23 protein-coding genes are annotated in these 25,074 nt (G+C 64.0%); 16 read left to right on the forward strand and 7 right to left on the reverse strand.

Translation table 11 applies throughout. The features are described 5' to 3' along the window. Positions 1–3 precede the first annotated feature (3 nt). The 5 genes from nuoN to FNJ47_RS12685 all read left to right on the forward strand — a co-directional run bounded on the left by nuoN (position 4) and on the right by FNJ47_RS12685 (position 4,708). On the forward strand, positions 4–1,440 hold the full coding sequence (gene nuoN / locus FNJ47_RS12665) for an NADH-quinone oxidoreductase subunit NuoN (RefSeq protein WP_163153458.1): 1,437 nt from the start codon (positions 4–6) through the stop codon (positions 1,438–1,440). Positions 1,441–1,501: 61 nt separating this feature from the next. After that, positions 1,502–2,308, forward strand: a complete 807-nt coding sequence (locus FNJ47_RS12670) for a biotin--[acetyl-CoA-carboxylase] ligase (protein ID WP_163153460.1) — start codon at positions 1,502–1,504, stop codon at positions 2,306–2,308. After that, the gene (locus tag FNJ47_RS12675; protein ID WP_163153462.1) at positions 2,308–3,978 is read left to right on the forward strand and encodes a ribonuclease J; all 1,671 of its coding nucleotides are present in this window, start codon (positions 2,308–2,310) and stop codon (positions 3,976–3,978) included. Before FNJ47_RS12670 ends, FNJ47_RS12675 begins: the two co-directional genes overlap by 1 nt. A 43-nt stretch (positions 3,979–4,021) precedes the next feature. Next, the gene (gene mce / locus FNJ47_RS12680) at positions 4,022–4,426 is read left to right on the forward strand and encodes a methylmalonyl-CoA epimerase (RefSeq protein WP_092114633.1); all 405 of its coding nucleotides are present in this window, start codon (positions 4,022–4,024) and stop codon (positions 4,424–4,426) included. Between the two features lie 6 nt (positions 4,427–4,432). Further along, complete coding sequence (locus FNJ47_RS12685; protein WP_163153464.1) at positions 4,433–4,708, forward strand: DUF1467 family protein; 276 nt, start codon at positions 4,433–4,435, stop codon at positions 4,706–4,708. Between the two features lie 359 nt (positions 4,709–5,067). On the opposite strand, the gene FNJ47_RS12690 is transcribed toward FNJ47_RS12685, so the two are convergent. After that, positions 5,068–6,360 carry a hypothetical protein gene (locus FNJ47_RS12690; RefSeq protein WP_163153466.1) on the reverse strand — a complete coding sequence of 431 codons (1,293 nt, stop codon included), beginning with the start codon at positions 6,358–6,360 and terminating at the stop codon, positions 5,068–5,070. 224 nt (positions 6,361–6,584) lie between these two features. Here FNJ47_RS12690 and mtnK point away from each other — a divergent pair, with 224 nt between their 5' ends. Further along, a complete protein-coding gene (gene mtnK, locus FNJ47_RS12695; protein ID WP_163153468.1) occupies positions 6,585–7,889 on the forward strand; it encodes an S-methyl-5-thioribose kinase in 1,305 nt (434 codons plus the stop codon). 40 nt (positions 7,890–7,929) lie between these two features. Here the strand turns inward: mtnK and FNJ47_RS12700 are convergent, their stop codons facing one another. The 6 genes from FNJ47_RS12700 to FNJ47_RS12725 form a co-directional block, all read right to left on the reverse strand. Beyond that, positions 7,930–8,283, reverse strand: coding sequence for a hypothetical protein (locus FNJ47_RS12700; RefSeq protein ID WP_163153470.1), 354 nt, complete (start codon positions 8,281–8,283; stop codon positions 7,930–7,932). A gap of 214 nt (positions 8,284–8,497) precedes the next feature. Then, complete coding sequence (locus FNJ47_RS12705) at positions 8,498–8,794, reverse strand: DUF718 domain-containing protein (protein ID WP_163153471.1); 297 nt, start codon at positions 8,792–8,794, stop codon at positions 8,498–8,500. A 742-nt stretch (positions 8,795–9,536) separates the two neighbouring features. Beyond that, positions 9,537–10,571, reverse strand: a complete 1,035-nt coding sequence (locus tag FNJ47_RS12710) for an ABC transporter permease (protein ID WP_163153473.1) — start codon at positions 10,569–10,571, stop codon at positions 9,537–9,539. A gap of 100 nt (positions 10,572–10,671) precedes the next feature. Continuing rightward, positions 10,672–12,174: a sugar ABC transporter ATP-binding protein gene (locus FNJ47_RS12715; protein ID WP_163153475.1), complete on the reverse strand. Its 1,503-nt coding sequence runs from the start codon at positions 12,172–12,174 to the stop codon at positions 10,672–10,674. A 9-nt stretch (positions 12,175–12,183) separates the two neighbouring features. Next, positions 12,184–13,230: a sugar ABC transporter substrate-binding protein gene (locus tag FNJ47_RS12720; protein ID WP_235999849.1), complete on the reverse strand. Its 1,047-nt coding sequence runs from the start codon at positions 13,228–13,230 to the stop codon at positions 12,184–12,186. 88 nt (positions 13,231–13,318) lie between these two features. Continuing rightward, positions 13,319–13,744 (reverse strand): globin, encoded by a 426-nt coding sequence (locus FNJ47_RS12725; protein WP_163153477.1) that lies wholly within the window; start codon positions 13,742–13,744, stop codon positions 13,319–13,321. Positions 13,745–14,201: 457 nt separating this feature from the next. Between FNJ47_RS12725 and FNJ47_RS12730 the strand changes: the two genes are divergently transcribed. From FNJ47_RS12730 to FNJ47_RS12775, 10 genes are all read left to right on the forward strand, one after another. Beyond that, complete coding sequence (locus tag FNJ47_RS12730; protein ID WP_163153479.1) at positions 14,202–14,573, forward strand: DUF2946 domain-containing protein; 372 nt, start codon at positions 14,202–14,204, stop codon at positions 14,571–14,573. 83 nt (positions 14,574–14,656) lie between these two features. Then, positions 14,657–17,056, forward strand: a complete 2,400-nt coding sequence (locus FNJ47_RS12735; RefSeq protein WP_163153481.1) for a TonB-dependent receptor family protein — start codon at positions 14,657–14,659, stop codon at positions 17,054–17,056. Between the two features lie 11 nt (positions 17,057–17,067). Next, positions 17,068–18,294, forward strand: coding sequence for a sialidase family protein (locus FNJ47_RS12740; RefSeq protein WP_235999850.1), 1,227 nt, complete (start codon positions 17,068–17,070; stop codon positions 18,292–18,294). Continuing rightward, on the forward strand, positions 18,291–18,788 hold the full coding sequence (locus FNJ47_RS12745) for a TlpA family protein disulfide reductase (RefSeq protein WP_163153483.1): 498 nt from the start codon (positions 18,291–18,293) through the stop codon (positions 18,786–18,788). The genes FNJ47_RS12740 and FNJ47_RS12745 overlap by 4 nt, the downstream gene beginning before the upstream one ends. Before the next feature lie 34 nt (positions 18,789–18,822). Next, positions 18,823–19,350 (forward strand): copper chaperone PCu(A)C, encoded by a 528-nt coding sequence (locus FNJ47_RS12750; RefSeq protein WP_163153485.1) that lies wholly within the window; start codon positions 18,823–18,825, stop codon positions 19,348–19,350. Positions 19,351–19,357: 7 nt separating this feature from the next. Beyond that, positions 19,358–19,885 carry a YcnI family copper-binding membrane protein gene (locus tag FNJ47_RS12755; RefSeq protein WP_163153487.1) on the forward strand — a complete coding sequence of 176 codons (528 nt, stop codon included), beginning with the start codon at positions 19,358–19,360 and terminating at the stop codon, positions 19,883–19,885. Positions 19,886–19,888: 3 nt separating this feature from the next. Further along, on the forward strand, positions 19,889–21,466 hold the full coding sequence (locus tag FNJ47_RS12760; protein ID WP_347341660.1) for a copper resistance CopC/CopD family protein: 1,578 nt from the start codon (positions 19,889–19,891) through the stop codon (positions 21,464–21,466). Between the two features lie 164 nt (positions 21,467–21,630). Continuing rightward, a complete protein-coding gene (gene proS, locus FNJ47_RS12765) occupies positions 21,631–22,950 on the forward strand; it encodes a proline--tRNA ligase (protein ID WP_163153489.1) in 1,320 nt (439 codons plus the stop codon). A gap of 71 nt (positions 22,951–23,021) precedes the next feature. Next, the gene (locus FNJ47_RS12770) at positions 23,022–24,302 is read left to right on the forward strand and encodes a lipoprotein-releasing ABC transporter permease subunit (RefSeq protein WP_163153491.1); all 1,281 of its coding nucleotides are present in this window, start codon (positions 23,022–23,024) and stop codon (positions 24,300–24,302) included. Positions 24,303–24,311: 9 nt separating this feature from the next. Beyond that, the gene (locus FNJ47_RS12775) at positions 24,312–25,010 is read left to right on the forward strand and encodes an ABC transporter ATP-binding protein (protein ID WP_163153493.1); all 699 of its coding nucleotides are present in this window, start codon (positions 24,312–24,314) and stop codon (positions 25,008–25,010) included. Positions 25,011–25,074 lie beyond the last annotated feature (64 nt).

Consider the following 25,074-nt stretch of genomic DNA (forward strand, 5'->3'; position numbering starts at 1 on the left):
CCCATGAGCTTTTCCAGTGCAGGTTATCAGTTGCAGCCGGTGCTGCCGGAGCTGGTGCTCGCGGTCGGCGCCATGGTGCTGTTGATGATCGGGGCCTATCGCGGGCAGGGGACGACCCGGCTGATCACCACGCTCGCGGTGTGTCTCCTGGTGCTGACCGGCGTGCTGGAGCTCTGGCTGCCGGCCGGCAAGCTCGTGACCTTCGGCGGCAGCTTCATCGTCGACGATTTCGCCCGCTTCCTGAAAATCCTCGCTTTGATCGCCTCGGCGGCGACGCTGATCCTGTCGACCGAGTACCTGTCTCAGCCGTCGACCCGCAACTTCGAGTTCTCGATCCTGGTGCTGCTGTCGACGCTCGGCATGATGGTGCTGATCTCGGCCGGCGACCTGATTTCGCTCTATCTCGGTCTCGAGCTGATGAGCCTTGCGCTTTACGTCGTCGCCGCCAGCCAGCGCGACAATGCCAAGTCGAGCGAGGCCGGGCTGAAGTATTTCGTGCTCGGCGCGCTGTCGTCGGGCATGCTGCTTTATGGCGCCTCGCTGATCTACGGCTTCACCGGCACCGTCAGCTTCGCCGGCATCGCGGCGGCCGCCACCACCGGCAGCATCGGCATCGTGTTCGGCCTGGTGTTCCTGCTCGCCGGCCTCTGCTTTAAGGTCTCGGCGGTGCCGTTCCACATGTGGACGCCGGACGTCTATGAGGGTGCGCCGACGCCGGTGACCGCCTTCTTCGCCTCCGCCCCGAAGGTCGCCGCGCTCGCCGTGTTCACTCGTGCGACGCTGACCGCATTCCCGGGCATCGTCACCCAGTGGCAGCAGATCCTGGTGTTCGTGGCGATCGCCTCGATGGCACTGGGCTCGTTCGCGGCGATCGGCCAGTCCAACATCAAGCGGCTGATGGCCTATTCGTCGATCGGCCATATGGGCTTTGCGCTGGTCGGCCTTGCCGCCGGAACGGTCGAGGGCGCGCAGGGCGTGCTGGTCTACATTGCGATCTATGTCGCGATGACGCTCGGCACTTTCTCCATCATCCTGGCCATGAAGCGGAACGGCCAGGCGGTCGAGCAGATCAGCGATTTCGCCGGCCTGTCCCGCACCAACCCGCTGCTCGCCTTCACCTTCGCGATGCTGCTGTTCTCGCTGGCCGGCGTGCCGCCGCTCGCGGGCTTCTTCGGCAAATGGTACGTGTTCGTCGCCGCGATCAAGGCAAACCTGTTCACACTCGCGGTGATCGGCGTGCTGACCAGCGTGGTGGGCGCGTTCTACTATCTGTCGATCGTCAAGGTGATGTATTTCGACCAGCCGCTGACCAAGCTCGATCCGGTGCGGTTCGAGTTGCGCACCGTTCTTGCGGTCGCCGGCATCTTCAACATCTTCTTCTTCGCCTATCCGGGCCCGCTGGTGAGCGTGGCAACGGCGGCGGCGAAGTCGCTATTCTGATGCGTACGGTTCCGAAAACGGGATGCTGGCTTTCGGAACAGATCATGCGCATAACTCCGACATGACATTCACGCTCGGAGCCCGGGCCATTGCGGCGGGCTACAAGCTCGCCGCCTTCGATCAGATCGGCTCGACCAACGCCGAGGCGATGCTGCGCGCCCGCGACGGCGAGCAGGGGCCGATGTGGTTCGTGACGCCGGAGCAGACCGCGGGCCGAGGGCGGCGCCAGCGGGCCTGGATCGCGCCGCGCGGCAACCTTGCCAGCAGCATCCTCGAGGTGACGGACGTGCAGCCGGCGGTCGCCGCGACGCTCGGCTTTGCCGCAGGGCTGTCGCTCGAAGCCGCGCTGCAGAAGGTCAGCATCGAGGCCGCGCTGCGGCTCGGGCCGGACAGCCCGAAGTTCACTCTGAAATGGCCGAACGACGTGCTGGCCAACGGCAAGAAGCTGTCGGGCATCCTGCTCGAGGCCGAGGCGGTCGGCAACCGGCTGGCGGTCGTCGTCGGCATCGGTACCAATGTCGTCGCAGCGCCCGAGGGGACGCCGACACCTGCGATATCGCTGGCGACGCTTGGCATCCAGATCCGCGCGGAAGAGCTGTTCGCCGCATTGTCGGACGCCTGGGTCGAGTTTCGCGGCATCTGGGACGATGGCCGCGGCTTTCCGGAGATCCGCAGGCTGTGGCTGAAGCGCGCCGCCGGGCTTGGCGAGAAGGTCGCGGTCCAAACCGGCACCGCGACGCTCGAAGGCACATTCGATACCATTGACGACACCGGCTGCCTGATCGTTCGCTCCGCTGATGGACAGCGCAAACCCGTGACCGCCGGCGAGGTCTATTTCGGCACCGCGGCCTCCGTGAGGGCTAACTGATGGCGCGTCCCGACGAGCTCACCTTTGCCCCGCTCGGCGGCGTCGGCGAAATCGGCATGAACCTGTCGATCTATGGCCTCGGCAATCGCCAGCAGCGGTCCTTCCTCGCGGTCGATCTCGGCGTCTCCTTCGGCGACGAGGAGCATCTGCCGGGCATCGACCTGATCATGCCCGACGTCCGCTTCCTCGAGAAGGAACGCAACAATCTAATGGGCCTCGTGCTGACGCACGCCCATGAGGACCATTTCGGCGCCATCATCGACCTCTGGCCGAAGCTCGGCTGCAAGATCTACGCGACGCAGTTCTCTGCGGCGCTGTTCGAGGCCAAATGCGCCGCCGAGCGCAATCCGCCGAAAATCCCGATCACGGTGATCCCGTCGGGCGGGCGGGTCGATATCGGCCCGTTCAATGTCGAGTTCATCCCGGTCTCGCATTCGATTCCGGAATCGCACGCCCTGGCGATCAAGACCGACGTCGGCACCGTGCTGCACACCGGCGACTGGAAGATCGATCCGACCCCGATCATCGGCCAGCCGACCGACGAGCGGCGGCTGCGCGAACTGGGCGACGAGGGCGTGCTGGCGCTGGTCGGCGATTCCACCAATGCGGTGCGCGACGGTCGTTCGCCCTCGGAGACCGAGGTGGCCGCCACGATCAAGAAGCTGGTCAAGGCGGCCAAGGGCCGGGTCGCGGTCACCACCTTCGCCTCCAATGTCGCTCGCGTGCGGGCGGTGGCTGATGCCGCGAACGCCGCCGATCGCGAGGTCGTCGTGGTCGGCCGCGCCATGGAACGCGTGGTGCAGGTCGCGCGCGAATGCGGTTATCTCGACGCCTCGCACAAGTTCCGCAGCGCTGACTATTACGGCCATTTCCCGGCCGACAAGGTGCTGGCGCTGTGCACCGGCAGCCAGGGCGAGCCGCGCGCCGCGCTGGCCCGGATCGCCAATGACGACCATCCGCAGGTGACCCTGAACAAGGGCGACACCGTGATCTTCTCCTCCCGCACCATTCCCGGCAACGAGAAGGCGGTCGGCGGCATTATCAACGGGCTGGTGACGCAGGGCGTCGAAGTCATCACCGACCGTGAGCATCTGGTGCACGTCTCCGGCCACCCGCGCCGCGACGAGCTGCGCGACATGATCTCCTGGGTGCGGCCGCAGCTTCTGATCCCGGTCCACGGCGAAGCGCTGCACCTTGCCGAGCATGCCAAGCTGGCCCGTGCCGCGGGCGTCCCCAAGGTTTTGACCTGCCGCAACGGCGACCTCGTCAAGCTCGGGCCCGGCGATCCCGGCATCATCGGCGAAGTGCCGTCGGGCCGGCTCTACAAGGATGGAACCATCCTGGAGGATTCCAAGTCGCGCGCCGTGGTTGAGCGGCGCCGGATGGGCTTTGCCGGCTGCGCCTTCGTCGCCATCGCCATGACGCAGCAGGGCGAAATGGTCGACGAGCCCGAGGTTGATCTGGTCGGCATGCCGGAGAACAATGCCGCAGGCGAATTGCTCGACGATATCGTTTTCGATGTGGTGGTATCGACGATCGAGGGCCTGCCGCGGGCGCGGCGGCGCGATCCGGATGCGCTGGGTGAATCGGTGCGGCGGGCGGTGCGTGCGGCGCTGAACGAACAATGGGGCAAGAAGCCGATCTGCGTCGTGCACGTACTGACGGTCTGACAAGCGCCTTCGAAGCGCGCACAACGATACAAGGGAGAGAGAGATGCTGGGCCGGCTTAATCACGTCGCCATTGCCGTCAAGGACGCCAGGCAGGCCGCGAAGATCTACGGCACCGCCTTCAACGCCGAGATTTCCGACGCCGTGCCGCTGCCGGAGCACGGCGTCATCACCGTGTTCGTGACGCTGCCGAACACCAAGATCGAGTTCATCGAGCCGCTCGGCGAGGCCTCGCCGATCGCGAAATTCGTCGAGCGCAATGCCGACGGCGGCATCCACCATGTCTGCTACGACGTGCCCGACATCATCGCGGCGCGCGACCGCATGATCGCCGAGGGCGCGCGGGTGCTGGGCGACGGCCAGCCGAAGATCGGTGCGCACGGCAAGCCGGTGCTGTTCTTCCACCCCAAGGACTTTTCCGGCGCCTTGGTCGAGATCGAACAGGCCTGAGGCCACATGGCGTATCAAATCTCCACCAGCCTTGCGATCTACTTCGTGCTGTGGTGGCTCGTGCTGTTCCTGACGCTGCCGTTCGGCGTGCGCAGCCAGCATGAGGACGGCGTCGGCGCGCCCGGCACCGATCCCGGCGCGCCGATCATGGCGCGGATGGGCCGCAAACTGCTGTGGACCACGCTACTTTCGGCCGTGATCTTCGCGATCGGGATGTGGGCCTATTACGCCGGCTATCTCTCGGTCGAGCGGCTGTCGAAACTGATGGGGATGCCGTTCTAGACTCTCCGGTTCACCTCGCGCCGTGTGCGGCAGGGCTATCGCATGTAGCCTGCCTGTGCAGGGGCGGACCGTCAAAATATCGAAAACAACCCCATGCAAAGTAGCCGGCGGCGTGCCGGCATTCGACACGGCAACTTGACATGTCGGGCAAATCAGCGGCATTATTCTATTATACAGAAATTTCGCATGCGCGCCTCTCCCGTGGGAACGCGTAAGAATGGGGCGAGGGAGCGCAGCGAAGTAGCCCGCATGAGCGAAGCGACATGCGGGAGCATTGCTCCGGGTATTGCGGAGCCTGTCATCGGGCGCGCGTTCGCCCGACCCGTTGGCTCACCCGGCCACGAACCGGAGCAACGGGCTCAGCTTTGCTCCGGCCGGAACCACTCCGGCGACGGGCCGGTGATCGCCTCGATCTCGGGCACGAAGCTGCGATCAAGCGCCGCGACGAGCGTTGCCAGATTGTCGACGATTTGCGCCCACCGCTCAGCGCTGCCGATCGGAAACTGGCTCGGCAACTCGACCCCTCTCACTTCGCCGCGGACTGCGTGGCGCGAGGCATGCAGCGGCAGCGTGGCCTTGAAGCCGTGCCCGTTCACCATGCCGATCACCTGTAAAAAGGCGGCGACCGAGCTGTTCCAGCTGCCGACGTCGACCTGGAGCCTGACGGTGAGATTGCCCGCGGTGCGCCGTTGCAGCCTGAAGGATCCGCTCTCGCCACGGCAATCGTAGCCGAGCGGCGCAAAGGCCCGGACCAGATCGGGCTTCTTGGGGCCGGTGCCCGGGCTTCCATCGGGAGCAGTCGCGGCGGCGCTCTCGACCTGATGGGGCAGATCGTGCGGAAGGGTATTGAGTAGTTCGCTCATCCCAGCCCGACAGGCGCGCACGACCGTGCGGATGGCCTGGTCCATCTCAGGAGGCAGGCCGCCGGCTGGCCCGGCGGCCGCCACCGCAGCGGCCGGCGCCGTGACCATCGGGACCTGCACCGTCTTGCGGACCTTGCCGCAGGCCGCGAGCAGGGCCGCGATCTCGGCCGGAGGTGCCGGCAATTTCTTGGCCTCCGGATCGGCTTCGACGATGCGCAGCGCGGCCAGCGACCGCTGCCTCCCGTTCACCCACCACTTGTCGTGCACGCCGATGCCGGGCGAGGTCGGGTGGCCGGCGCCGATGTCGACGCCGGCGCGCATCAGGCCGCGAAGCGTCTGAAGGTCGGGCTGCGCGGGCAGCTGCGGACCGTCTGAAAAGCCGGCCACCGAGAAATGCAGGTCGATGGCGTGGCATGGAAATGACTTCGGGACGCCCTGTGCGATCTCCTTGAGGATCGTGAAGTCGATCGCCTCGACGGCGCCGCTCTCTGTCACGTTCGACATCACGCGTGCTTCCGCCCTGCCGGGGCCAACCGAACCGGTCGTTCGCACGAAGCGCTCCAATTCCGGCCAGCGCTTGATCACCCTCGCAATGCTGGAAATGCGCTTCGTTCCTGCCGCAGCTTGCACGGCGGCGATCTCGGCGGTGAGAGGGGGATCGGACAGTCTGAGGCGTACCGTCGGCTCGCCCAATCCGGCGGCGAGGAAGCCGGCGTGCACTTGCTCGACCATATCGACAAGCGCGTCCTTGCGGCTGGCGGCAAATATCGAGAACACGGCGACGAGCATGGCAACGTCCTCCACTCGAAAATGTCATCGTGAATTCTGAAACAACGCCGGCGGGGTAGGGTCTTGATCTGTGGCTTCGGGGACTGCGTCGGGGGCATTGCGGCGCGTCCCGCCGCCTGCGATTGTGGGCGTCGAACCGGGCCGTCAGCTCTTGCGGCAACATGTCCGGAATAGCACAACGAGCGGCCAATGGCTCGGGTCCAAGTCTTGGGGAGGCGACCACGATGAACCTGCAGGCGCAACCAGGCTCGGGGCAGAGCCAGTATCGAATCCTGCGGGAAGCCGATCTGCGGGACTATCTCGCGAGCTTACCTGCCATCGTCACGCAGCTCGGCGACCGGCCGGCCGACTGGTCGATCAGCGAGGTCGGCGACGGCAACCTCAACCTCGTCTTCATCGTCAAGGGACCGAGCGGCGGCATCGCCGTCAAGCAGGCGCTGCCTTACGTGCGGCTGGTCGGCGAGAGCTGGCCGCTGCCGTTGTCGCGGGCGCATTACGAGCATCTGGCGCTGGTGCATCAAGCGCGGCTGGCGCCGAGCCTGGTGCCGGCGGTGCTGCATCATGACGCGCCGCTTGCGCTCACCGCGATGGAGCTGCTCGAGCCGCACATCATCATGCGCAAGGGCCTGATCGGGGCGGCGCGCTATCCGCGCTTTGTCGAGGATATCTCGACCTTCCTCGCGCAGACGTTGTTCTTCACGTCCGATCTCGCGCTGTCGGCCGCGGAGAAGAAGGAAGGAATTGCGGCATTCGCCGGCAACCACGCGCTCTGCAAGATCACCGAAGACCTGATCTTCACCGATCCCTACCGCATCGCCGAGCAGAACCGCTGGACCGCGCCGTATCTCGACGCGACGGCGGCCGCCTTTCGCGAGGACCTCGACCTGCATGTCGCGATCTCCAGGCTCAAGCTGAAATTCATGGCGAGCCCGCAGGCACTGCTGCACGGTGACTTGCACACCGGCTCGATCATGGTCACCGACGGCGAGACCAAGGTGATCGATCCCGAATTCGCTTTCTACGGCCCGATGGGCTTCGACATCGGCGCCGTGATCGGCAATCTCCTGATGGCCTATCTGGCCTCCGCCGGCCACGAGCGCACGCCGGGTGAGCGCGCCTCGTTCGAGGCCTGGCTAGTGGAAACCATCGAGGGCGTCTGGACCGAATTCTCGCGAAAATTCCTTGCGCTGTGGCGCAACGATGCCAGGGGCGACGGCTATCCGGTGTCTTTGTTTGCGGGCGCGGCAGGCGCCGCGCGACTGGAGGCGGAGCGGCAGGCCTACATGGCGAGGCTGTTCCAGGACACGGTCGGCTTTGCCGCGGCCAAGACCATCCGGCGCATCCTCGGCCTCGCGCACAACATCGATTTCGAATGGATCGCCGACGAGAAGCAGCGCGCGATCTGCGAGGCGCGGGCGCTGAAGCTCGCACGCAACATGATGCTGGAGGCAGCGTCCTACACGACGATCGGCGCCGTCACCTACGCCGCGGGCGAACTGCGCCACTGGCGGCCCGACTTTGCCAGATGACGGTATCGATGGTCATGTACGGGAAACGCAGCGGCACAGATCAGCTTTCGGCCGGACGCACGAAACAGAGAATGCCTGCCTCCGGCGTGAAACAGACGACGGCGCGGTTCGTCGGGTTGTCGGTTCTGTCGATGATTCTGTTCGGCGGGACCCGCAGCCAGAACGGTTTCGACATCTTCCAGCGACCATCGATCAAGACCTCGTAGCCGTCTCGGTCTTGTCGAAACTCGACCGTTCGGCAATCCGCAATCGAGCAGCACGACGCACCGGCGCCTGGTTGCTTCAAGCTCTCAAACCACGGGGCAAGCGCGGGATTCGGGTTCTCGGGCGGCGCTGCTACCGCGGCGTGACTTAGAGCAAGTCCGACTGCGACGACGATCGTCTTGCCAATCATCCCGTCTATCTCCCGATGTGCCGTCGACGCTGACAAAAGCGTAACCCTCCGCTGCCGGCCGGAGATTAGCGCCGGCTCGGCTGGGTTTGTTCGAAAATTTTAGCGCGTTGCTGTCCGGAAAGCGGCCATACGTTCGGCCGGCGGGGAAGGGACAACGACCGCTCGCAGGCGCGGCCGCGGGCGTCGCCTTGTGATCTATCCTTCACAAATCTTCTTATTTTATGGACAAGACGACCGGACCCGCGACGGGATCGGTGACGCCGAGACCGCCGCCCAAGTCTTCGAGCGTATCGCGAAAAGTATTGAGAGTGGAAATCATATGTGGCCGGGCCTTGATGCACGCGTCCATGTCTTGCCACTCGGCGATAATGCAATAGGAATGGTCACCGGTCTTGATAATATTGGCACGCAATAAACCTTGCCAGGTTGCCCCGATGGTCTTGTGCGCGTCCAAAAACTCCTGATCGCGCGCAGGCTTCACCCGAAAACGCACAGCGTTGAAAGCGGTCACGGTCTTCTCCCCTGGTTCTGGGATGTTCCCCGAAATGCTGGCGGCGACATAAGTAAATTCACAAGAGCAAGTTAGCGCCGGTTGCGATGCAGATGCTACCAGAATTCGCAAGCCGTCAGCGCCGCGCGTTTTATGGCTTCCGGTCCTGGTTCGTCGAAAGCGCCCCTGCCATTGAGTTGCCCGACGGCGCAAGTCTTCCCAACAGAAATAATTCGCTTTATCAGAAGCGCAATTCAGCGCTATAAATCCAGCCGTCTCACCCGATCGAGGGGCGCTTCGCGGTCGTCACGAACGCGGCGTGAGATGCGGTGGACGCTGCGCGTGTGACTGACGAGAGCACGCAAGGCGGACGGTGAAGTCGTGTGGTCCTGACGCCCTAGCGGCAGGTGTCTTTTCGAATTGCGCGATGCGCGTTGCGAAGACGGTGACAAACAAGCCCAGTCTCGCCGGGGAGAGCACGAAGTAAGCCGTAAGCCATCGCGCAGGGAAAGCCGGGTTGTTTCCGGTTACACCTGTGGTCCTACCCCCGTGCTTTCTATCCTATGCACGGGGCCCATGGGCGCGATCGGCACCCGGCTTTCCCTGCGCCCTCTGTGCGAGGAGGGCGCAATGAAAGAGCAAAGCTCGGGCAAATTATGTCGCGGGAATGCGGAAGTGTGACTCCGGCAGCTCGCAACATATTCGGTGTCGTCCCTGCGAAAGCATGGCGAAAGCAGGGACGACCAATGGAGAGAGCTCCGCACTAATCCGCCGCCTGCTCCCGCAGCCGCTGTGCGTAGACGTTGATGATCAGGGCCGCGAGCAGGATCAGGCCGCGGATCAGGATCTTCAGGAAGCTGTCGATATTGACATGGTCGAGGCCGTTGTTGAGCACGCCGAGCACGAACAGGCCGACGATGGTGTTGCCGATGCCGCCGCGGCCGCCGAACAGGCTGGTGCCGCCGACCACGACGGCCGCGATCGAATCCAGCAGATAGGTGTCGAACTCGTTCTGCTGCGCGCTGCCGAAATGGGCGACGCCGAGCATGCCGCCGATCCCCGAGCAGACCGCCGAGATCACCATCACGCTGCCGAGGATGAGCTTGACGTTGAGGCCGGCAAATTCCGCGGCCTCGCGGTTACCGCCGACCATGTAGACGTAGCGGCCGAAGCGCGTGTAGGTCAGCACCAGATGGCCGCCGAGCAGCATCACCGCGGCAACGATCACGATCCAGGAGATGCCGCCGATCGAGCCCGAGCCGAGCGTCGTGATGAGCGGCGGCACCTTGTAGGCGATCTGGCCGCGCACCAGCAGCGCCGAGACGCCGGCCGCGATCTGCATCATGGCGAGCGTCATGATGAAGGAGGGGATGCCGATGATGGTCAGGCCCAGCGCGTTGACCAGGCCGAGCAGCGCGCACAGCGCCAGCGCCAGCAGGATCGCGGCAAAACCCGGCATCGGGACGTTGGCGATGTTGACGTAGGATTCCTGCAGCGTGAAGTAGGCTACCGCAATGCCGGTCACGTTGGCGATGCTGGCGATCGACAGGTCGATCTCGGCGCACAGGATCACGAAGGTGAGGCCGACGGCGATGATGCCGGTGACCGACACCTGGGTGAGGATGTTGCCGACATTGTCGATGGTCGCAAACGACGGGCTCGCGATCGCAAAGAAGGCGCTGAGGAAGATCAGCGTCAGGAACGGCGCGATGTTGCGCATCTGCGAGCGCAGGAAGGACGCCAGCCCGCGCGGCCGCTTGTGATCCGCAGGTGCCGTCGCGCTGTCACTGCTTGCCATTATGTCTCTCCGTTAAGCGCGATGACGCGGTCATCGCGCTTTCTCGATTTGTTTGCGCATGATCTTATCGGAAAACCGCTTCACTTTTCCGGATCATGCTTTAGGCCGCTTCCAGCAGCCGATCCTTGCTGACTGCCTCGCCCGCGAACTCGCGCACCAGTGCGCCGCGCTTCAGCACCAGGATCCGGTCGGCCAGCGACAGCACCGTCTCCGGCTCGGTCGACAGCACGATGATCGCCAGTCCCTTGGCGCGGAGATCGCGCACGATGTTGATCACGTCGTTCTTGGCGCCGACGTCCATGCCGCGGGTCGGCTCGCACAGCACCAGCAGGCGGGGCGGGTAGGTCAGCCATTTGGCCAGTGCCACCTTCTGCTGGTTGCCGCCGGAGAGCATGCCGAGATCGAGACCGACCACCGGCGGCCTGATCTGCAACTGCTCAACCTGGCGCTGGGCGATGGCGCGCTCGCGCACCGGCTTGAGCAGCAGCGCCGAGATCCGCTCGAGGATGCTGATCGAGATGTTCTTGTAGACCGGCTCCTGGTGGAACAGCATCGCGCGCCGGCTCTCCGGCACCAGCGCGACGCCGGCCCGCCGGGCGGCCGCGGTGCTGCGGAAAGACTTCGCGGCGCCGTCGACCGCAAGCGTCCCGCCGTCGGGCCTGAGCTTGCCGAACAGGATGCGGGACAGCTCCAATTGTCCGCAGCCCATGAAGCCGTAGATGCCGAGCACTTCGCCGGCGCGGGCCTCGAACGAGACGTCCTGCAGGCTGCGGCGGAGCGAGAGCTGCTCGACCTTCAGCACCACCGAGCCGGCGCCGGATTGCGGCAGCAGCAGGTCGTCGGTGTAGCTGTGCTCCAGCTTTTCGCCGCCGCGGCCGATCATGGCCTCGATCAGCGCGCCCTTGGTGGTGTCGGCGGAGGCGGTTTCGGCGATCTTCCGCCCGTTGCGGAACACGGTCACCACGTCGGAGACCCGCAGGATGTCTTCGATGAAATGCGAGATGAAGACGATGCTGGTGCCTTCGTCCCGGAGCTTCTGCAAGGTCGTGAAGAGACGCTCGACCTCGGGCGGGGAGAGGGCTGAGGTCGGCTCGTCGAGAATGATGATGCGGGCGCCCGAGAACAGCACGCGGGCGATCTCGATCAGCTGTTGCAGCCCGATCGGCAGGTCGCCGAGCCGGGTCATCGGATCGACGTCGATGCCGAACCGGGACAGCTGCTCGCCGGCCTCGCGCGCCATCCGCCGCCATTGCACGAAGCCGAGGCGGTTGGTCGGCTGGTTGCCGAGGAAGACGTTCTCGGCGACGGTCAGGTCAGGCGCGACGCTGAGCTCCTGATGCACCATGCCGATGCCGGCGGCGTGCGCGTCGCGGGTGGAGCGAAACCGGGTCTCCTTGCCGTCGAGCATGAAGCGGCCGGAGAACTCCGGATGCACGCCGGCGATGATCTTCATCAGCGTGCTTTTTCCGGCGCCGTTCTCGCCGACGAGACCATGGATCTCGCCGGCGTGGAGTGCGAAGTCGACCCCACGAAGGGCTTCGACACCGCCGAAGGCCTTCGTGATCTGGTTCAACTCGAGGATCGGGGAGCGTCCCTGCGACATGCGGGGCGCTCAGATCAGGAAGTGATCCTCCATCCATTGCATGCCGGCGGCGTTGGCCTTGGTCACGACGGGACCGTCGGTCACGACGTTCTTCGGAATGCCCTGGCCGCTCTTCTCGCCGCCGACCACGGCGGCGACGCCGGCGACGATCGCGCCGCCGTGGATGCGGCAGGACGGATTGCGGACGGTCGCGAACATGCGGCCTTCGCTGACGGCCTGGATCGCCGGCGGCATCGCGTCGACGCCGCCGATCAGGATGTTGGTGCGGTTGTGCGCCTTCATGATGTTGGCGGCCGCGAGCGCCATGTCGTCATTGTGGAAGAACGCCGCATCGATCTGCGGATACTTCGTCAGATAGGTTTCCCAGAGCCGGGCGGTCTTGGAGACGTCCCAGTCGGCGGGCTGGGTATCCAGCACCTCGATGTTCGGGAACTGCTTCACGACCGAGTTGAAGCCCTTGGCGCGGCCCTGCGCGCCGGTATGGCCGAGCGCGCCCTGGGTCATGATGACCTTGCCCTTGCCGCCGATCGCGTTGCACAGCGCCTGCGTCACCGAGGCGCCCATGAACTCGTTGTCGGGCGCCAGGAACGAATGCACGTTGATCTGGTCGAGCGGCGCAATCAGCGTGTCCATGTCGATGACAGGGATGCCGGCGTCGATCATCTTCTGCACCGGCTGGGTCAGGGTGCCGATGCCGAATGCCTGGATGGCGACGAAGTCCCACTTTTGCGAGGCCATGTTGTCGATCGCGGCGCGCTGCTTGACGGCATCGAGCTGGCCGTCGAACCAGGTGACCTCGACGTTGAACAGCTTGCCCCAGAACTCGGCGGCCTGCTTGCCCTGCGCGCACCACGTCGCCTGCAGTCCGGCGTTGGAGAATGCGGCCTTCAGCGGTTTTTCCGAACGTCCCATTTCGGCTGCGAGCGCGGACGTCACGCCCATTCCGCCGAACAGGCCGGCCGCAGCTCCACCTGCCGCCGCCATCTGCAGAAGGTCGCGCCGCGTCGTCGAGGCCTTGTCCATCCCCTTGTCGGTGCCATTGTCGATTCCTGGCATTGCTTGCTCCCTCTTCGTTTTTCTGACCGTCGGCGTCAGTTGCACGCGCCGCGGATAAAGGGAGTGTGTCACAATCGGAACGGTGACGCTACGTCTTCGCGTCCTCGAGATGTTTCTGTGGCAGCACGATGGCTTCGATGTCGCGGAGCAGCTTGTGCCACGCAGCATCGATCTCCGTGGACCATTGCTCGCCGAGAATGTCGCGCAAGCAGTCCGCTATCACGGCGAAGAAGCCTACGAACAATTCGCGCGGCGTCCCGTAGGCGTCGTGCGAGAACACTTCCGATTCGATCAGGCGAAAATGTCCGCGGCGTTCGCCGGCGAAATCGAGAATGGCTTCGATCGTGAGAGACAGCATCGAACCCTTCACCGGTTCACTGCCTTCGGTGCGAAACATCGCCTGCGCCTCGGGATGTTTGCGAAACAACCGCCGATACACCATCGGCGTGAGATCATCGCAAGCCGCTGCTGCGAGTTCAAAGCTGCGTTCGATTGGATTCGATGATGGAGCCATCGTTGATTGCTATCATCAGACAAAAAAAGAGCAGGGCTCCAAGCCCTGCTCCAAAAATTGTGTCGACCCTATTTGCCCCAAAAATTCGATTTGATCTTGATTGATGGGGTGACGCTGCTTGTGCGCGTCGGGCTCCTCCCGAGACTTGGACCACCAGGACACACCTCGCGGCTTGCCTGCGCCCGAATTGGTAGACCATCTTTCCAGGCTTGTCACCATTTTCGGCAACGATTGTTCAAATTTCGAGCAATTTGCGAAATGATTGGGATGGCGCCACTGCCGGTTGTGACAGTGATGTGAAAACACGTGACAGAGTAAGGAGATAGGGCGGCTTGTGCGGCTGCCGTGATGCAACTGCAACGCTCGGTTATTTCCGTCGGCTGGAAGAAACCGGACGTGTCCGCGATCTCGACTTCCGAGGCTGGTGGTGGTTAGTTCGGTTCCGGATGGTTTTGCAATGCGCCGGCGGCTGAAGAATTTTCTGCCCATAGTCCTGGTTGCCCTGCTGGTGCAGATTTTCGCACCGATCGGGGCCTGCTGGGCGGCGAGCCTTGCCGTATCCGATCCGCTCGCGGCCGCCACCATCTGCCACGGCAATGCCGGCTCCGGAGCCGGGCAGGGCGACCAGACCGGTCACGACGCTCATGACGGTTGTTGCTCCGCATGCAGCGTGCTGCAGACCGGTGCGCCCGTTGATCATCCGCAAGTTGCGGCCCAGGCGGTCGAACGCGTACCGAGCCAGATCGTTTGGCTCGATTTCGCGGGCGAGCTCGGTCGTTCGCGGGCGGGCCTCTCCGCGCAAGCCCGCGCGCCGCCGCTTTTTTCCTGACGAGACTGTCGCTGCCGGTGCGTGCCCGCGCCGGCAAATGCCGTTGAGCAAGCCGGCCGAAGAGCCGGTGTCAGGATTCATCCATGTTTCGTTATCATCCGCTGGAGGCGGCAAGCGTGCTGGCGCTGAGCGCGGCGCTTTGCGCGTTGCCTTCCGGAGCGGAAGCCCAGACGTCGACCACAGTGTTGCCCTCCGTCACGGTCGATGCGCCCCACGCGGCGGCGCGTGCCAAACCGGCCGGATCGAAACCGCGCGTTCGTGCCGCGTCGGCCCGACGCCCACCGAAGCTGGCGACCGCGCCGGCGGTGGCCGCAGCCCCGGCGGCTGGCGCGAGTCCCGGGGAGACACTGGCCGCGACCCGCGATGGTTTGAACCGGGCGCCCACGGGGCAGACCCAGACCACCATCGACCGCAGCCAGTTCGACAACCGGCCGTCATTCTCGGTTGCCGACGTGCTGCGCGACAGTCCGGGCATCTCGATCAAGCAGGGCAACGGGCCGCGCGATTTCGGTATCTCGATCCGCGGGTCGAACGCGCGGAACGGCTTCGGCATCCGCAACCTCGTCATCTTCGACGACGGCTTCCCGGTGACCCAGCCGGACGGCCTGTCGCGCAGCGATCTGATCGATCCGCACGCCTACGGCGCGATCGACGTGGTCCGCGGTCCGTCATCGGCGCTGTATGGCAATTACGCGACCGGCGGTGCGTTGAATTTCCGGACCCGGCCCGGAGGGTCGATCGACGGTGTGGAGTACGGCGTCGACGGCGGCAGCTTCGGCTATCTCAACAACTATCTTGCCGCAGGCAAGAAGGTCGGCAATTTCGAGGGCTCGCTGTTCGCGAGCGACGCGCGCGGTGACGGCTATATCGGCAACAGCTGGTTCAATACCCAGACCGTCAATTTCCTCGGCACCCTGCAAGTCACGCCGGACGATCGTTTCACGTTCAAGCTCATCAACAACGATTTGACGGCGCGCCTGCCGATCCGCTCGTCGCTCAATCAGTTCTATCAGAACCCGTTCCAGCAGGGCTGCGCGACCGGCGCGACGGCCGCGCCGGGATGTGGAACCGTCTCTCTGTTCAACAACGGTTTCAACGGAACCAAATCCACCGAGACTGCGGTTCAAGCCGGCCTCGGCCGAGAGGACCGCCGGACGATCGTTGGGGGCCGTTGGGAACACGATTTCGATAACACGACTACGTGGCGCAACCAATTCGTCTTCGACGACAGGAACATCAATCAGCCGACGGGATCGACTAGCGCGCAGGGTGACTATCCTTCGTACAACTTCATGAGCGATTTGACCAAGCGCGGCGAACTGTTTGGAATGGATTCGACCACGATGGTCGGCGGTTGGTACAACACCCTCACGACAACCGGCACGACCTGGAACGTTGCGCCCGCGGGCAATGCGACACTCGGACTGCCACAGAGCAGTCTGTATCAATCGACAACCAATTATGGCGTCCGGGCGCGGGAAGAAATCAAGCTGATTCCGTCGGTGACGGCGGTCGCCGGGGTCGGCTGGGAAACGACCACGCTAAACGGCGTCAACACCCTGCTGTCCTATCCGGTCATCAACAATGCCGCAATCGTGGGAGCGACCGTGACGAAAGCGGCGCCTGTGTTCACCAACACCGCGCCGGAGTTCGCGCTCATCTACAAGCCGGATAACGAATGGCAGCTGCGTGCTCGCGTGGCGACCGGCTACGGTACGCCGCAAGTCAGCAATCTGTTCGTTCTGCCGAGTGGGTTACCGGGCAACAACACGTCGCTCAAGACCCAGACCAACCTAGGCTACGACCTCGGCGCGGATTGGTCGCCCAACAAGAGCATGAAGGTTAGTGCCACCGCCTTCTACGAATTCTTCAACAATGAACTTGTTTCTCAGGCGACGCCTGTGGCGGGAATTACGTACACCTTCAACGCACCGCGTTCGGAACATCGCGGCGTTGAACTTGCCGCTCAGTGGGCCTTTTATCAAGGGTGGCAGCTCACGGCGGCCTACACTTACCTAGACGAGGTATATACAGACTACACGGAAAGCATCAGCGGCTTCACATTCAATCGTGCCGGCAACAAGATCCCCGGCATTTCGCCGAACGAGCTGACGGCGCGGTTGGGTTACGACCAGTTGTCGGGTCCGTTGCAGGGGCTCGGCGGATTTGTCGAAGTCCAGTGGAAAGACAGCTTCTACATGGACAATGCCAACCTCCTGAAGGCGCCCGGCTACGAGTTCGTCAACCTCAATCTGCATTACAAGACCGATCTCGTCTCCGATTCATTCAAGTCGCTGAATCTGTATGTCGAGGTCCGGAACGTGTTCGATCGGACCTACGTGGCTTCGGCAAACAACATCGCGAATTCGGTGACCGCGGCCGGCATTCAAAATCCCGCGAGTGTACTGGCGAACTCGACCAACTCGATCTATGCCGGGTCGCCGCGCGCCTTTGTGGCGGGCATGAGGATTGCGTTCAGATGAGCAGCGCATCGATGACATACCGCAAACCCGCGGCTCTGACGGTGTTGGCGACGGTCATGCTTGCGACCTTGCCGAACCTCGCGGTCGCGCAGATGAGCCATCAGCACGCCTCCGAAGCGGCCTGCGAGGAGACCGGCCTGCGCTGCGCGACCAAGGTCACGCCGGCCTTTGGGCCGGATGGGACGTTGTGGTTGACGTGGATCGCCGGAGGCCAGATCTCCGTCGCGAGCTCGAAGGATCAGGGCAAGAGCTTTTCCGCTCCGGTCCAGGTCACCCGGGAGCGGCTCAACCTGGATTGGGGGCCGGACGCGCGGCCGAAACTTGCGATCGATGCCAAGGGCGATATCGCCATTGCCTTTTCGACCTTTCGCGATCAGGCCTTCAACGGCCAGGTTCTTGCTACGCGGTCGACCGATGGCGGCCGCAGCTTTGATCCGCCGAAACCGATCACCGCAAACAATGAGAGCCAGCGCTTCGAGGTGATCGGCTTCGATCCCGCCGGCACCGTGTTTGCGGCGTGGCTCGACAAGCGCAACCGTGTCCCGGCGCAGCAGCGCGGTGAGAAGTATGACGGGGCCGGATTGTTCTTTGCTTCGTCGAAGGACGGCGGCGCGACCTATTCCGATGCGAAGCTTGCGGCCGACAATACCTGCGAGTGCTGCCGTCTCGCCCTGGCGTTCGATGGCGCGGGCCATCCGGTGGTGGTGTTCCGGAACATCTTCGAAGGCGGTGTACGCGACCATGCGATCGTGACGTTCACCGATCCGACCACGCCCGGCGATTTGCATCGGGTGAGCCGCGACGACTGGCAGATCGCGGCATGTCCGCACCATGGTCCCAGCCTGACCATTTCGCGCGAAGGAACCTACCACGTGACGTGGTACACCAACGGCAAGGCGCGCAAGGGCCTGTTCTATGCGCGGTCGCGCGACGGCGGCAAAACCTTCTCCGATCCGCTCGCGGTCGGTCAGCCAAGTCGAAGCCCGTCACGGCCGCAGATCATTGCGGGGCCGCAGGGGCTCGTGATGGTCTGGAAAGAGTTCGACGGGCAGAAGACATCGATCAATCTGATGGCTTCGCATGACGATGGAGCGACCTGGTCGAAGCCCAGTGTTATCGCCGACACCGCCGACAGCTCCGACCATCCGCTGCTGGTCTCGGATCGCCGGCAGGCCTACCTGTCGTGGATGACAAAGGCCGACGGTTACCATCTTCAAGCGATCGAGGGCGAACCATGAAACGTCACTTGCTCGCTGCGCTCATCCTGCTGGCAACGCTGCCGTCCGCACTGGCGGCTGGAGAGGGCGCGCCAAGGCCGTTCGAACGCGGCAGCTGGCAGAAGCTGCTGCATGCGCACGCCGGTCGTCCGACCCTGGTGCATTTCTGGGGCGTCACCTGTGGCCCATGCAAGGTGGAGCTGCCGGAGCTTGGCCAGTTCATGAAGGATCATCCGGATATCGACGTTGTGACGATCAGTGCGGATCTGGTTCCGAACCTGCCGGATGCGACCCGATCGATGCTCGATCTCGCCGGACTCGGATCGGCCGAGAACTGGATTTTCGACGACGGCTTTGCCGATCGATTGAGATTCGAGATCGACCCGGCATGGCAAGGCGATATCCCGCGAACCATGCTGATTGCCCGTGACGGAGCCGTCACGACGATCGAAGGATCGGCTGAAATCGCCGATTTGAACAAATGGTCTGACGCCCAGGCTGCAACAATCCGATAACACGACAACTTCAATCTGAAAGGACCCCGTCGCCATGAACACTTTCTCCCGCATCCTCGCTCTCACCGCGCTGACTGCCGCACTGGCGTCGACTTCCGTACGCGCGGAGGATGTCAAGGCCGGCGACCTCGTGATCACGCAGGCGTGGACGCGCGCGACGCCGAACGGTGCCAAGATCGGCGGCGGCTATCTGACCATCGAGAACAAGGGAACGACGGCGGACCGGCTGGTGTCGGGCTCCGCCGACGTCGCCGGCAAGGTGGAAGTCCACGAGATGTCGATGGACAACGGCGTCATGAAGATGCGCGCGCTCGACAAGGGATTGACCATCGAGCCGGGCAAGACCGTGAAGCTTGCGCCCGGCGGCTTCCACCTGATGATGTTCGACCTGAAGAACCCGCTGAAGCAGGGCGACAAGGTGCCGGTCACGCTCGAATTCGAGAAAGCCGGCAAGGTCGCGGTCTCGCTGGACGTGCAGGCCGTCGGCGCGCAGGCGCCGGGTGGTGGTGATCATTCCGGCCATGGCGACCATTCCGGTCACATGGACATGAAGAAGATGTGAGGGCGCCATGAGATCACAGACGCTCCTCATTGCCGCGGCGGCGCTGCTCGCAGCGCAGCCTGCGATCGCGCATATCACGCTTGAAGGAAAGCAGGCGCCGGTCGGCTCGTACTACAAGGCGGTGTTCGCCGTTCCGCATGGCTGCGCGGGGTCGGCGACGATCAAGATCCGCGTGCAGATTCCGGAAGGCGTGATCGGGGTGAAGCCGATGCCGAAGCCCGGCTGGACTCTCGATGCCGTCCCCGGCAAATACGCTGCCCAATATGATTACCACGGTGCCAAGCTCTCCGAGGGCGTCAAGGAAGTCGCCTGGAGTGGTGGCAAGCTCGCGGACCATAACTACGACGAGTTCGTGATGCAGACGTTTCTTACCGACACGTTGAAGCCCAACACCACGCTGTATTTCCCTGTCGTGCAGGAGTGCGAACAAGGCGTCAGCCGCTGGATCGATATTCCGGCCGAAGGGCAGGGCGGCGGGCACGACCATGGCAGCAAGACACCGGCGCCCGGCGTCAAGCTGCTGCCGAAACCGTAAGCCGTGCGGCTGGTCGCAACGCTTGTGAGAGCAGGCCTCGCCGCACTGCTCGTGGCGCTGTGCGTTGCGACCGCCGCCCATGCGCATGCCGTCCTGATTGCGGCCGAGCCGGCCGACGGCAGCGTGGTGGCGGAAGCGCCGAAGACGGTGGTGCTCCGCTTCAACGAAGCGGTGGCGCCGACCGCAGTCAGCCTGCTCGACGCTGCGGGCAAGCCGCGCAACGTCGCGTTCCGCGCCGTCGACCAATCGGTGATGGTGACGCTGCCGGCGGACCTGCCGCAGGGTACGCAGGTGGTGAGCTATCGCGTGGTGTCGCAGGATGGCCATCCCGTCGCGGGCTCGCTGCTGTTCTCGATCGGCATCGTCACCGGCTCGGCGGCGCCGTCAGGCGACGGCGTGCTCCATGTGTTGATCTGGCTGGCGCGGCTCGGGCTCTATCTCGGGCTGTTTGCCGGCGTCGGCGGAGTGTTCTTTGCCGCCTGGATCGGGCAGGGTCCGGCAGGCGGACGGCTGATCATGTGGTCGCTCGGAATCGGCCTTGTCGGCGCGGTCGCTTCACTTGGCTTGCAGGGCGTCGATCTGCTGAACCTGCCGCTCTCGGGCATTCTGACATGGGCGGCATGGGCCAGCGCCGCCGGCACCAGCCTGTTTCCCGCCCTGCTGCTTGCGATTGCCGCGATGTTGATCGCGGCGATTGCCTGGCGCAGCCCGTCGTTCGGCGCGGCCTTTATCCGCACTACCGTCGCAATGATCTGTGTCGGGCTGTCGTTTGCGGTCAGCGGCCATGCCGCCACCCCCTCGCCGCAATGGCTGACGCGGACCGCACTGTTCATCCATGGCGTCGGTCTGGCGTTCTGGATGGGGGCACTTGGGCCGCTGGCTGTGCTCGCTTGGCAGCGCAAGGACTCACTGCTCCGCGTGCTCCGGCGGTTTTCGATGCTCGCGGTGCCGGTCGTCGCGTTGATAGCCTTGTCGGGCCTCGCGCTCGCGGTCATCCAGCTCGAAAGTCTTCGCGCGCTGATCGACACCGGATACGGTAACGTCCTCGTCGCGAAACTCGGGCTGGTGGTGTTGCTGCTCGGGCTCGCTGCGCTGAACCGGTTGGTGTTCACACCGGCCATCGCGCGCGAATTCCACCGGACGCGGCCGCTGCAACGCTCGATCGCGCTCGAGTTCGTGCTGATGATCGGCATCCTTGGCCTGGTTGCGCTATGGCGCTTCACGCCGCCGCCGCGCGTGCTGGCGATGTCGGACGATGTTCCGCTCGCGGTTCACATTCACGCCGATGCCGCGATGTTCCAGGTGCTGATCGCACCGGGCAAGGTCGGGCAGAACGACTTCGTCCTGCAATTGATGAACGGCGATGCCAGCCCGTTCGCGGCCAAGGAGGCGACGCTGACGCTGAGTCTGCCCGAGCGTGGCGTCGAACCGATGGAACGCGCCGCCGCGCTTGGTCCCGACGGCTATTGGCACGTGCGCAAGGTGCCGTTGACGGTCCCGGGCCGCTGGCACATGCAGATCGACGCTCTGGTGAGCGATTTCAAGAAAGTGACACTGGAAGACGATTTTGAGGTCAGGTAAAGCCACGGTCAGCGAGCTCAGTACCTCGGCGGGACGCAAATCGCTCAAATGGCCGAAAATCGCCTGATTTGAAGGGTTTTTGTCATTTGGCGGCCTTGTGTTTTCGCACCCGATCCGGTTTCACTGCAGCTCTTCCCACGCTTTCCTGATTCCCGAGTAACGCCATGCGATTGTCGCGGTTTTTCCTGCCTATCCTGAAAGAAAACCCGAAAGAGGCGGAGATCGTCTCGCATCGGCTGATGCTGCGCGCGGGCATGATGCGGCAGGAGGCCGCCGGCATCTATGCCTGGCTGCCGCTCGGCTTCCGGGTGCTGAAGAAGATCGAGCAGATCGTGCGCGAGGAGCAGGACCGCGCCGGTGCGCTCGAGCTGTTGATGCCGACGCTGCAGCTCGCCGATCTCTGGCGCGAAAGCGGCCGCTACGACGCCTATGGCCCGGAGATGCTGCGCATCCTCGATCGTCACAAGCGCGAGCTGTTGTACGGGCCGACCAACGAGGAAATGATCACGGAGATCTTCCGCTCCTATGTCAAGTCCTACAAGAGCCTGCCGCTCAACCTCTACCACATCCAGTGGAAGTTCCGCGACGAACAGCGTCCGCGCTTCGGCGTGATGCGCGGCCGCGAATTCCTGATGAAGGACGCCTATTCGTTCGACCTCGACGAGGCCGGCGCGCGGCGCTCCTACAACAAGATGTTCGTTGCGTATTTGCGCACCTTTGCGCGGATGGGCTTGAAGGCGATCCCGATGCGCGCCGAGACCGGTCCGATCGGCGGCGACCTCAGCCACGAGTTCATCGTGCTCGCGGAGACCGGCGAGTCCGGCGTCTTCATCAACCGCGATGTGCTGGACCTGCCGGTACCGGGCGAGGACGTCGATTATGACGGCGACCTCACGCCGGTCATCAAGCAGTGGACCTCGGTCTATGCTGCGACCGAGGACGTCCACGAAGCCGCGCGCTTCGAACAGGAAGTGCCCGAGGCAAAGCGGCTCAACACCCGCGGTATCGAGGTCGGCCAGATCTTCTATTTCGGCACCAAATATTCCGACACCATGAAGGCGATGGTGGCGGGGCCCGATGGCGTCGACGTGCCGATCCATGGCGGCTCCTACGGTGTCGGCGTGTCGCGTCTGGTCGGTGCGATCATCGAGGCATGTCACGATGATGCCGGCATCAAATGGCCCGAGGCGGTCGCGCCGTTCCGCGTCGCGATTCTCAACCTCAAGCAGGGTGACGCCGCGGTCGATGGCGCCTGCGAGCAGCTCTATCGCGACCTCTCGGCGAAGGGCGTCGACGTGCTCTACGACGACACCGATCAGCGCGCCGGGGCCAAGTTCGCCGCCGCCGATCTGATCGGCATCCCCTGGCAGATTCTCGTCGGACCGAAGGGGCTTGCCGACGGCAAGGTCGAGGTGAAGCGCCGCAGCGACGGTTCGCGCGACAATATGAGCCCCGCCGACGTGGTCGCGAAGCTCGCGGGTTAAAGTTTATTCACGCTGCGCTGTCGGCGGGGTAATCCGGCCACATTTGGCCCGAATCATGGGATTATCGAAAGATGGATGAGACCATGAACGAGCCAGTCCGCACCCCGCCTTTTGCGCCATTCGAATGGCTGCTGTCCGGACGCTATTTGCGCGCGCGCCGCAAGGAAGGGTTCATTTCAGTCATCGCCGGCTTTTCGTTCCTCGGCATCATGCTCGGCGTTGCTACGCTGATCGTGGTGATGGCCGTCATGAACGGCTTCCGCAAGGAGCTGCTCGACAAGATCCTCGGCCTCAACGGGCATCTTCTGGTGCAGCCGCTGGAATCGCCGCTGACCGACTGGAAGGACGTCGCCGACCGCATCAGCCAGGTCCAGGGCATCCGCCTCGCCGCGCCGGTCGTGGACGGGCAGGGGCTCGGATCGTCGCCGTTCAACGCGGCGGGCGTTTTCATCCGCGGCATTCGCGCCGACGATCTCAACAATCTCACCTCGATTGCCAAGAACGTGAAGCAGGGCTCGCTCGAGGGCTTTGACGAGGGCCAGGGGGTTGCGATCGGCCGCCGGCTTGCCGATCAGCTCTCGCTGCATGCGGGCGACATGATCACGCTGGTCTCGCCGAAGGGCGCGGTGACCCCGATGGGCACCACGCCGCGCATCAAGCCCTACAAGATCACCGCGGTGTTCGAGATCGGCATGTCGGAATACGATTCGACCTTCGTGTTCATGCCGCTGGCCGAGGCGCAGGCCTATTTCAACCGCAACAACGACGTGTCCTCGATCGAGGTGTTCACCACCAATCCGGACAAGATCGACACCTACCGCAAGCTGGTGACGGAGGCGGCTGGGAGACCCGTCTTCCTGGTCGACTGGCGGCAACGCAATTCGACCTTCTTCAATGCGTTGCAGGTCGAACGCAACGTGATGTTCCTGATCCTGACCATGATCGTGCTGGTCGCGGCACTCAACATCGTCTCGGGGCTCATCATGCTGGTGAAGGACAAGGGACAGGACATCGCGATCCTGCGCACCATGGGCGCCTCGCAGGGCTCGATCATGCGGATCTTCCTGATCACCGGCGCCTCGATCGGCGTGGTCGGAACGCTGACCGGCTTCGCGGTCGGCATGCTGATCTGCCTGAACATCGAATCGATCAGGCAGTTCCTGTCATATCTGACCAACACCGAGCTGTTCTCGCCCGAGCTGTATTTCCTGTCGAAGCTGCCGGCCGAGGTCGATTTCGGCGAAACGCTCGCCGTCTTGATCATGGCGCTGACGCTGTCCTTCCTTGCGACACTCTACCCGTCGTGGCGCGCCGCGCGCCTCGATCCGGTCGATGCGCTCCGGTACGAATAAGGAGCGCACATGGCGGAGGGGGCGGAAGACACACCGGTCATCTATCTTCATGACATCAAGCGGGAATACCGCCAGGGCGAAACGACGCTGACGATCCTGAACGGCGCCAAGCTCGCGCTGTGGCCCGGTCAATCGGTGGCGCTGGTGGCGCCGTCAGGGTCGGGCAAGTCGACGCTGCTGCACATCGCGGGCCTGCTGGAGACCCCCGATGAAGGCGAGGTCTATGTCGCGGGTACGCCGACCTCGCAGATGTCCGATGTCGACCGCACGCAGATTCGCCGTTCCGATATCGGCTTCGTCTATCAATCGCACCGGCTGCTGCCGGAGTTCTCGGCGCTCGAGAACGTCATGCTGCCGCAGATGATTCGTGGGCTCAAACGCTCCGAGACCGTGAAACGGGCGACCGAGATCCTGTCCTATCTCGGGCTCGGCGACCGCATCACCCATCGTCCGGCCGAACTCTCGGGCGGCGAGCAGCAACGTGTGGCGATCGCACGCGCGGTTGCCAACGCACCGCGGGTGCTGTTTGCGGACGAGCCGACCGGGAACCTCGATCCAGGCACGGCGGATCACGTCTTCAATGCGCTGATGCAGCTCGTGAAGGCGACCCGCGTCGCGATGCTGATCGCGACCCACAATCTGGATCTCGCCGCCCGGATGGATCGCCGGGTGTCACTTTCGAACGGGCAGGTCGTCGAGCTCGAATAGTTTCGAGTGAAGCGGGTCATCGGTTGTGTGAAGAAAGCGCGCTAAGGGCAGGAATCTGAAGCCT

The organism is Bradyrhizobium uaiense, assembly GCF_010811875.1.
GTDB lineage: Bacteria > Pseudomonadota > Alphaproteobacteria > Rhizobiales > Xanthobacteraceae > Bradyrhizobium > Bradyrhizobium uaiense.

Bases quoted from the DNA above. Each gene is read 5' to 3' on its own strand.
- nuoN (WP_163153458.1), top strand. From the start codon at position 4: ATGAGCTTTTCCAGTGCAGGTTATCAGTTGCAGCCGGTGCTGCCGGAG.
- FNJ47_RS12670 (WP_163153460.1), top strand. From the start codon at position 1,502: ATGACATTCACGCTCGGAGCCCGGGCCATTGCGGCGGGCTACAAGCTC.
- FNJ47_RS12675 (WP_163153462.1), top strand. From the start codon at position 2,308: ATGGCGCGTCCCGACGAGCTCACCTTTGCCCCGCTCGGCGGCGTCGGC.
- mce (WP_092114633.1), top strand. From the start codon at position 4,022: ATGCTGGGCCGGCTTAATCACGTCGCCATTGCCGTCAAGGACGCCAGG.
- FNJ47_RS12685 (WP_163153464.1), top strand. From the start codon at position 4,433: ATGGCGTATCAAATCTCCACCAGCCTTGCGATCTACTTCGTGCTGTGG.
- FNJ47_RS12690 (WP_163153466.1), bottom strand. From the start codon at position 6,360: ATGCTCGTCGCCGTGTTCTCGATATTTGCCGCCAGCCGCAAGGACGCG.
- mtnK (WP_163153468.1), top strand. From the start codon at position 6,585: ATGAACCTGCAGGCGCAACCAGGCTCGGGGCAGAGCCAGTATCGAATC.
- FNJ47_RS12700 (WP_163153470.1), bottom strand. From the start codon at position 8,283: ATGATTGGCAAGACGATCGTCGTCGCAGTCGGACTTGCTCTAAGTCAC.
- FNJ47_RS12710 (WP_163153473.1), bottom strand. From the start codon at position 10,571: ATGGCAAGCAGTGACAGCGCGACGGCACCTGCGGATCACAAGCGGCCG.
- FNJ47_RS12715 (WP_163153475.1), bottom strand. From the start codon at position 12,174: ATGTCGCAGGGACGCTCCCCGATCCTCGAGTTGAACCAGATCACGAAG.
- FNJ47_RS12720 (WP_235999849.1), bottom strand. From the start codon at position 13,230: ATGCCAGGAATCGACAATGGCACCGACAAGGGGATGGACAAGGCCTCG.
- FNJ47_RS12725 (WP_163153477.1), bottom strand. From the start codon at position 13,744: ATGGCTCCATCATCGAATCCAATCGAACGCAGCTTTGAACTCGCAGCA.
- FNJ47_RS12730 (WP_163153479.1), top strand. From the start codon at position 14,202: ATGCGCCGGCGGCTGAAGAATTTTCTGCCCATAGTCCTGGTTGCCCTG.
- FNJ47_RS12735 (WP_163153481.1), top strand. From the start codon at position 14,657: ATGTTTCGTTATCATCCGCTGGAGGCGGCAAGCGTGCTGGCGCTGAGC.
- FNJ47_RS12740 (WP_235999850.1), top strand. From the start codon at position 17,068: ATGACATACCGCAAACCCGCGGCTCTGACGGTGTTGGCGACGGTCATG.
- FNJ47_RS12745 (WP_163153483.1), top strand. From the start codon at position 18,291: ATGAAACGTCACTTGCTCGCTGCGCTCATCCTGCTGGCAACGCTGCCG.
- FNJ47_RS12750 (WP_163153485.1), top strand. From the start codon at position 18,823: ATGAACACTTTCTCCCGCATCCTCGCTCTCACCGCGCTGACTGCCGCA.
- FNJ47_RS12755 (WP_163153487.1), top strand. From the start codon at position 19,358: ATGAGATCACAGACGCTCCTCATTGCCGCGGCGGCGCTGCTCGCAGCG.
- proS (WP_163153489.1), top strand. From the start codon at position 21,631: ATGCGATTGTCGCGGTTTTTCCTGCCTATCCTGAAAGAAAACCCGAAA.
- FNJ47_RS12770 (WP_163153491.1), top strand. From the start codon at position 23,022: ATGGATGAGACCATGAACGAGCCAGTCCGCACCCCGCCTTTTGCGCCA.
- FNJ47_RS12775 (WP_163153493.1), top strand. From the start codon at position 24,312: ATGGCGGAGGGGGCGGAAGACACACCGGTCATCTATCTTCATGACATC.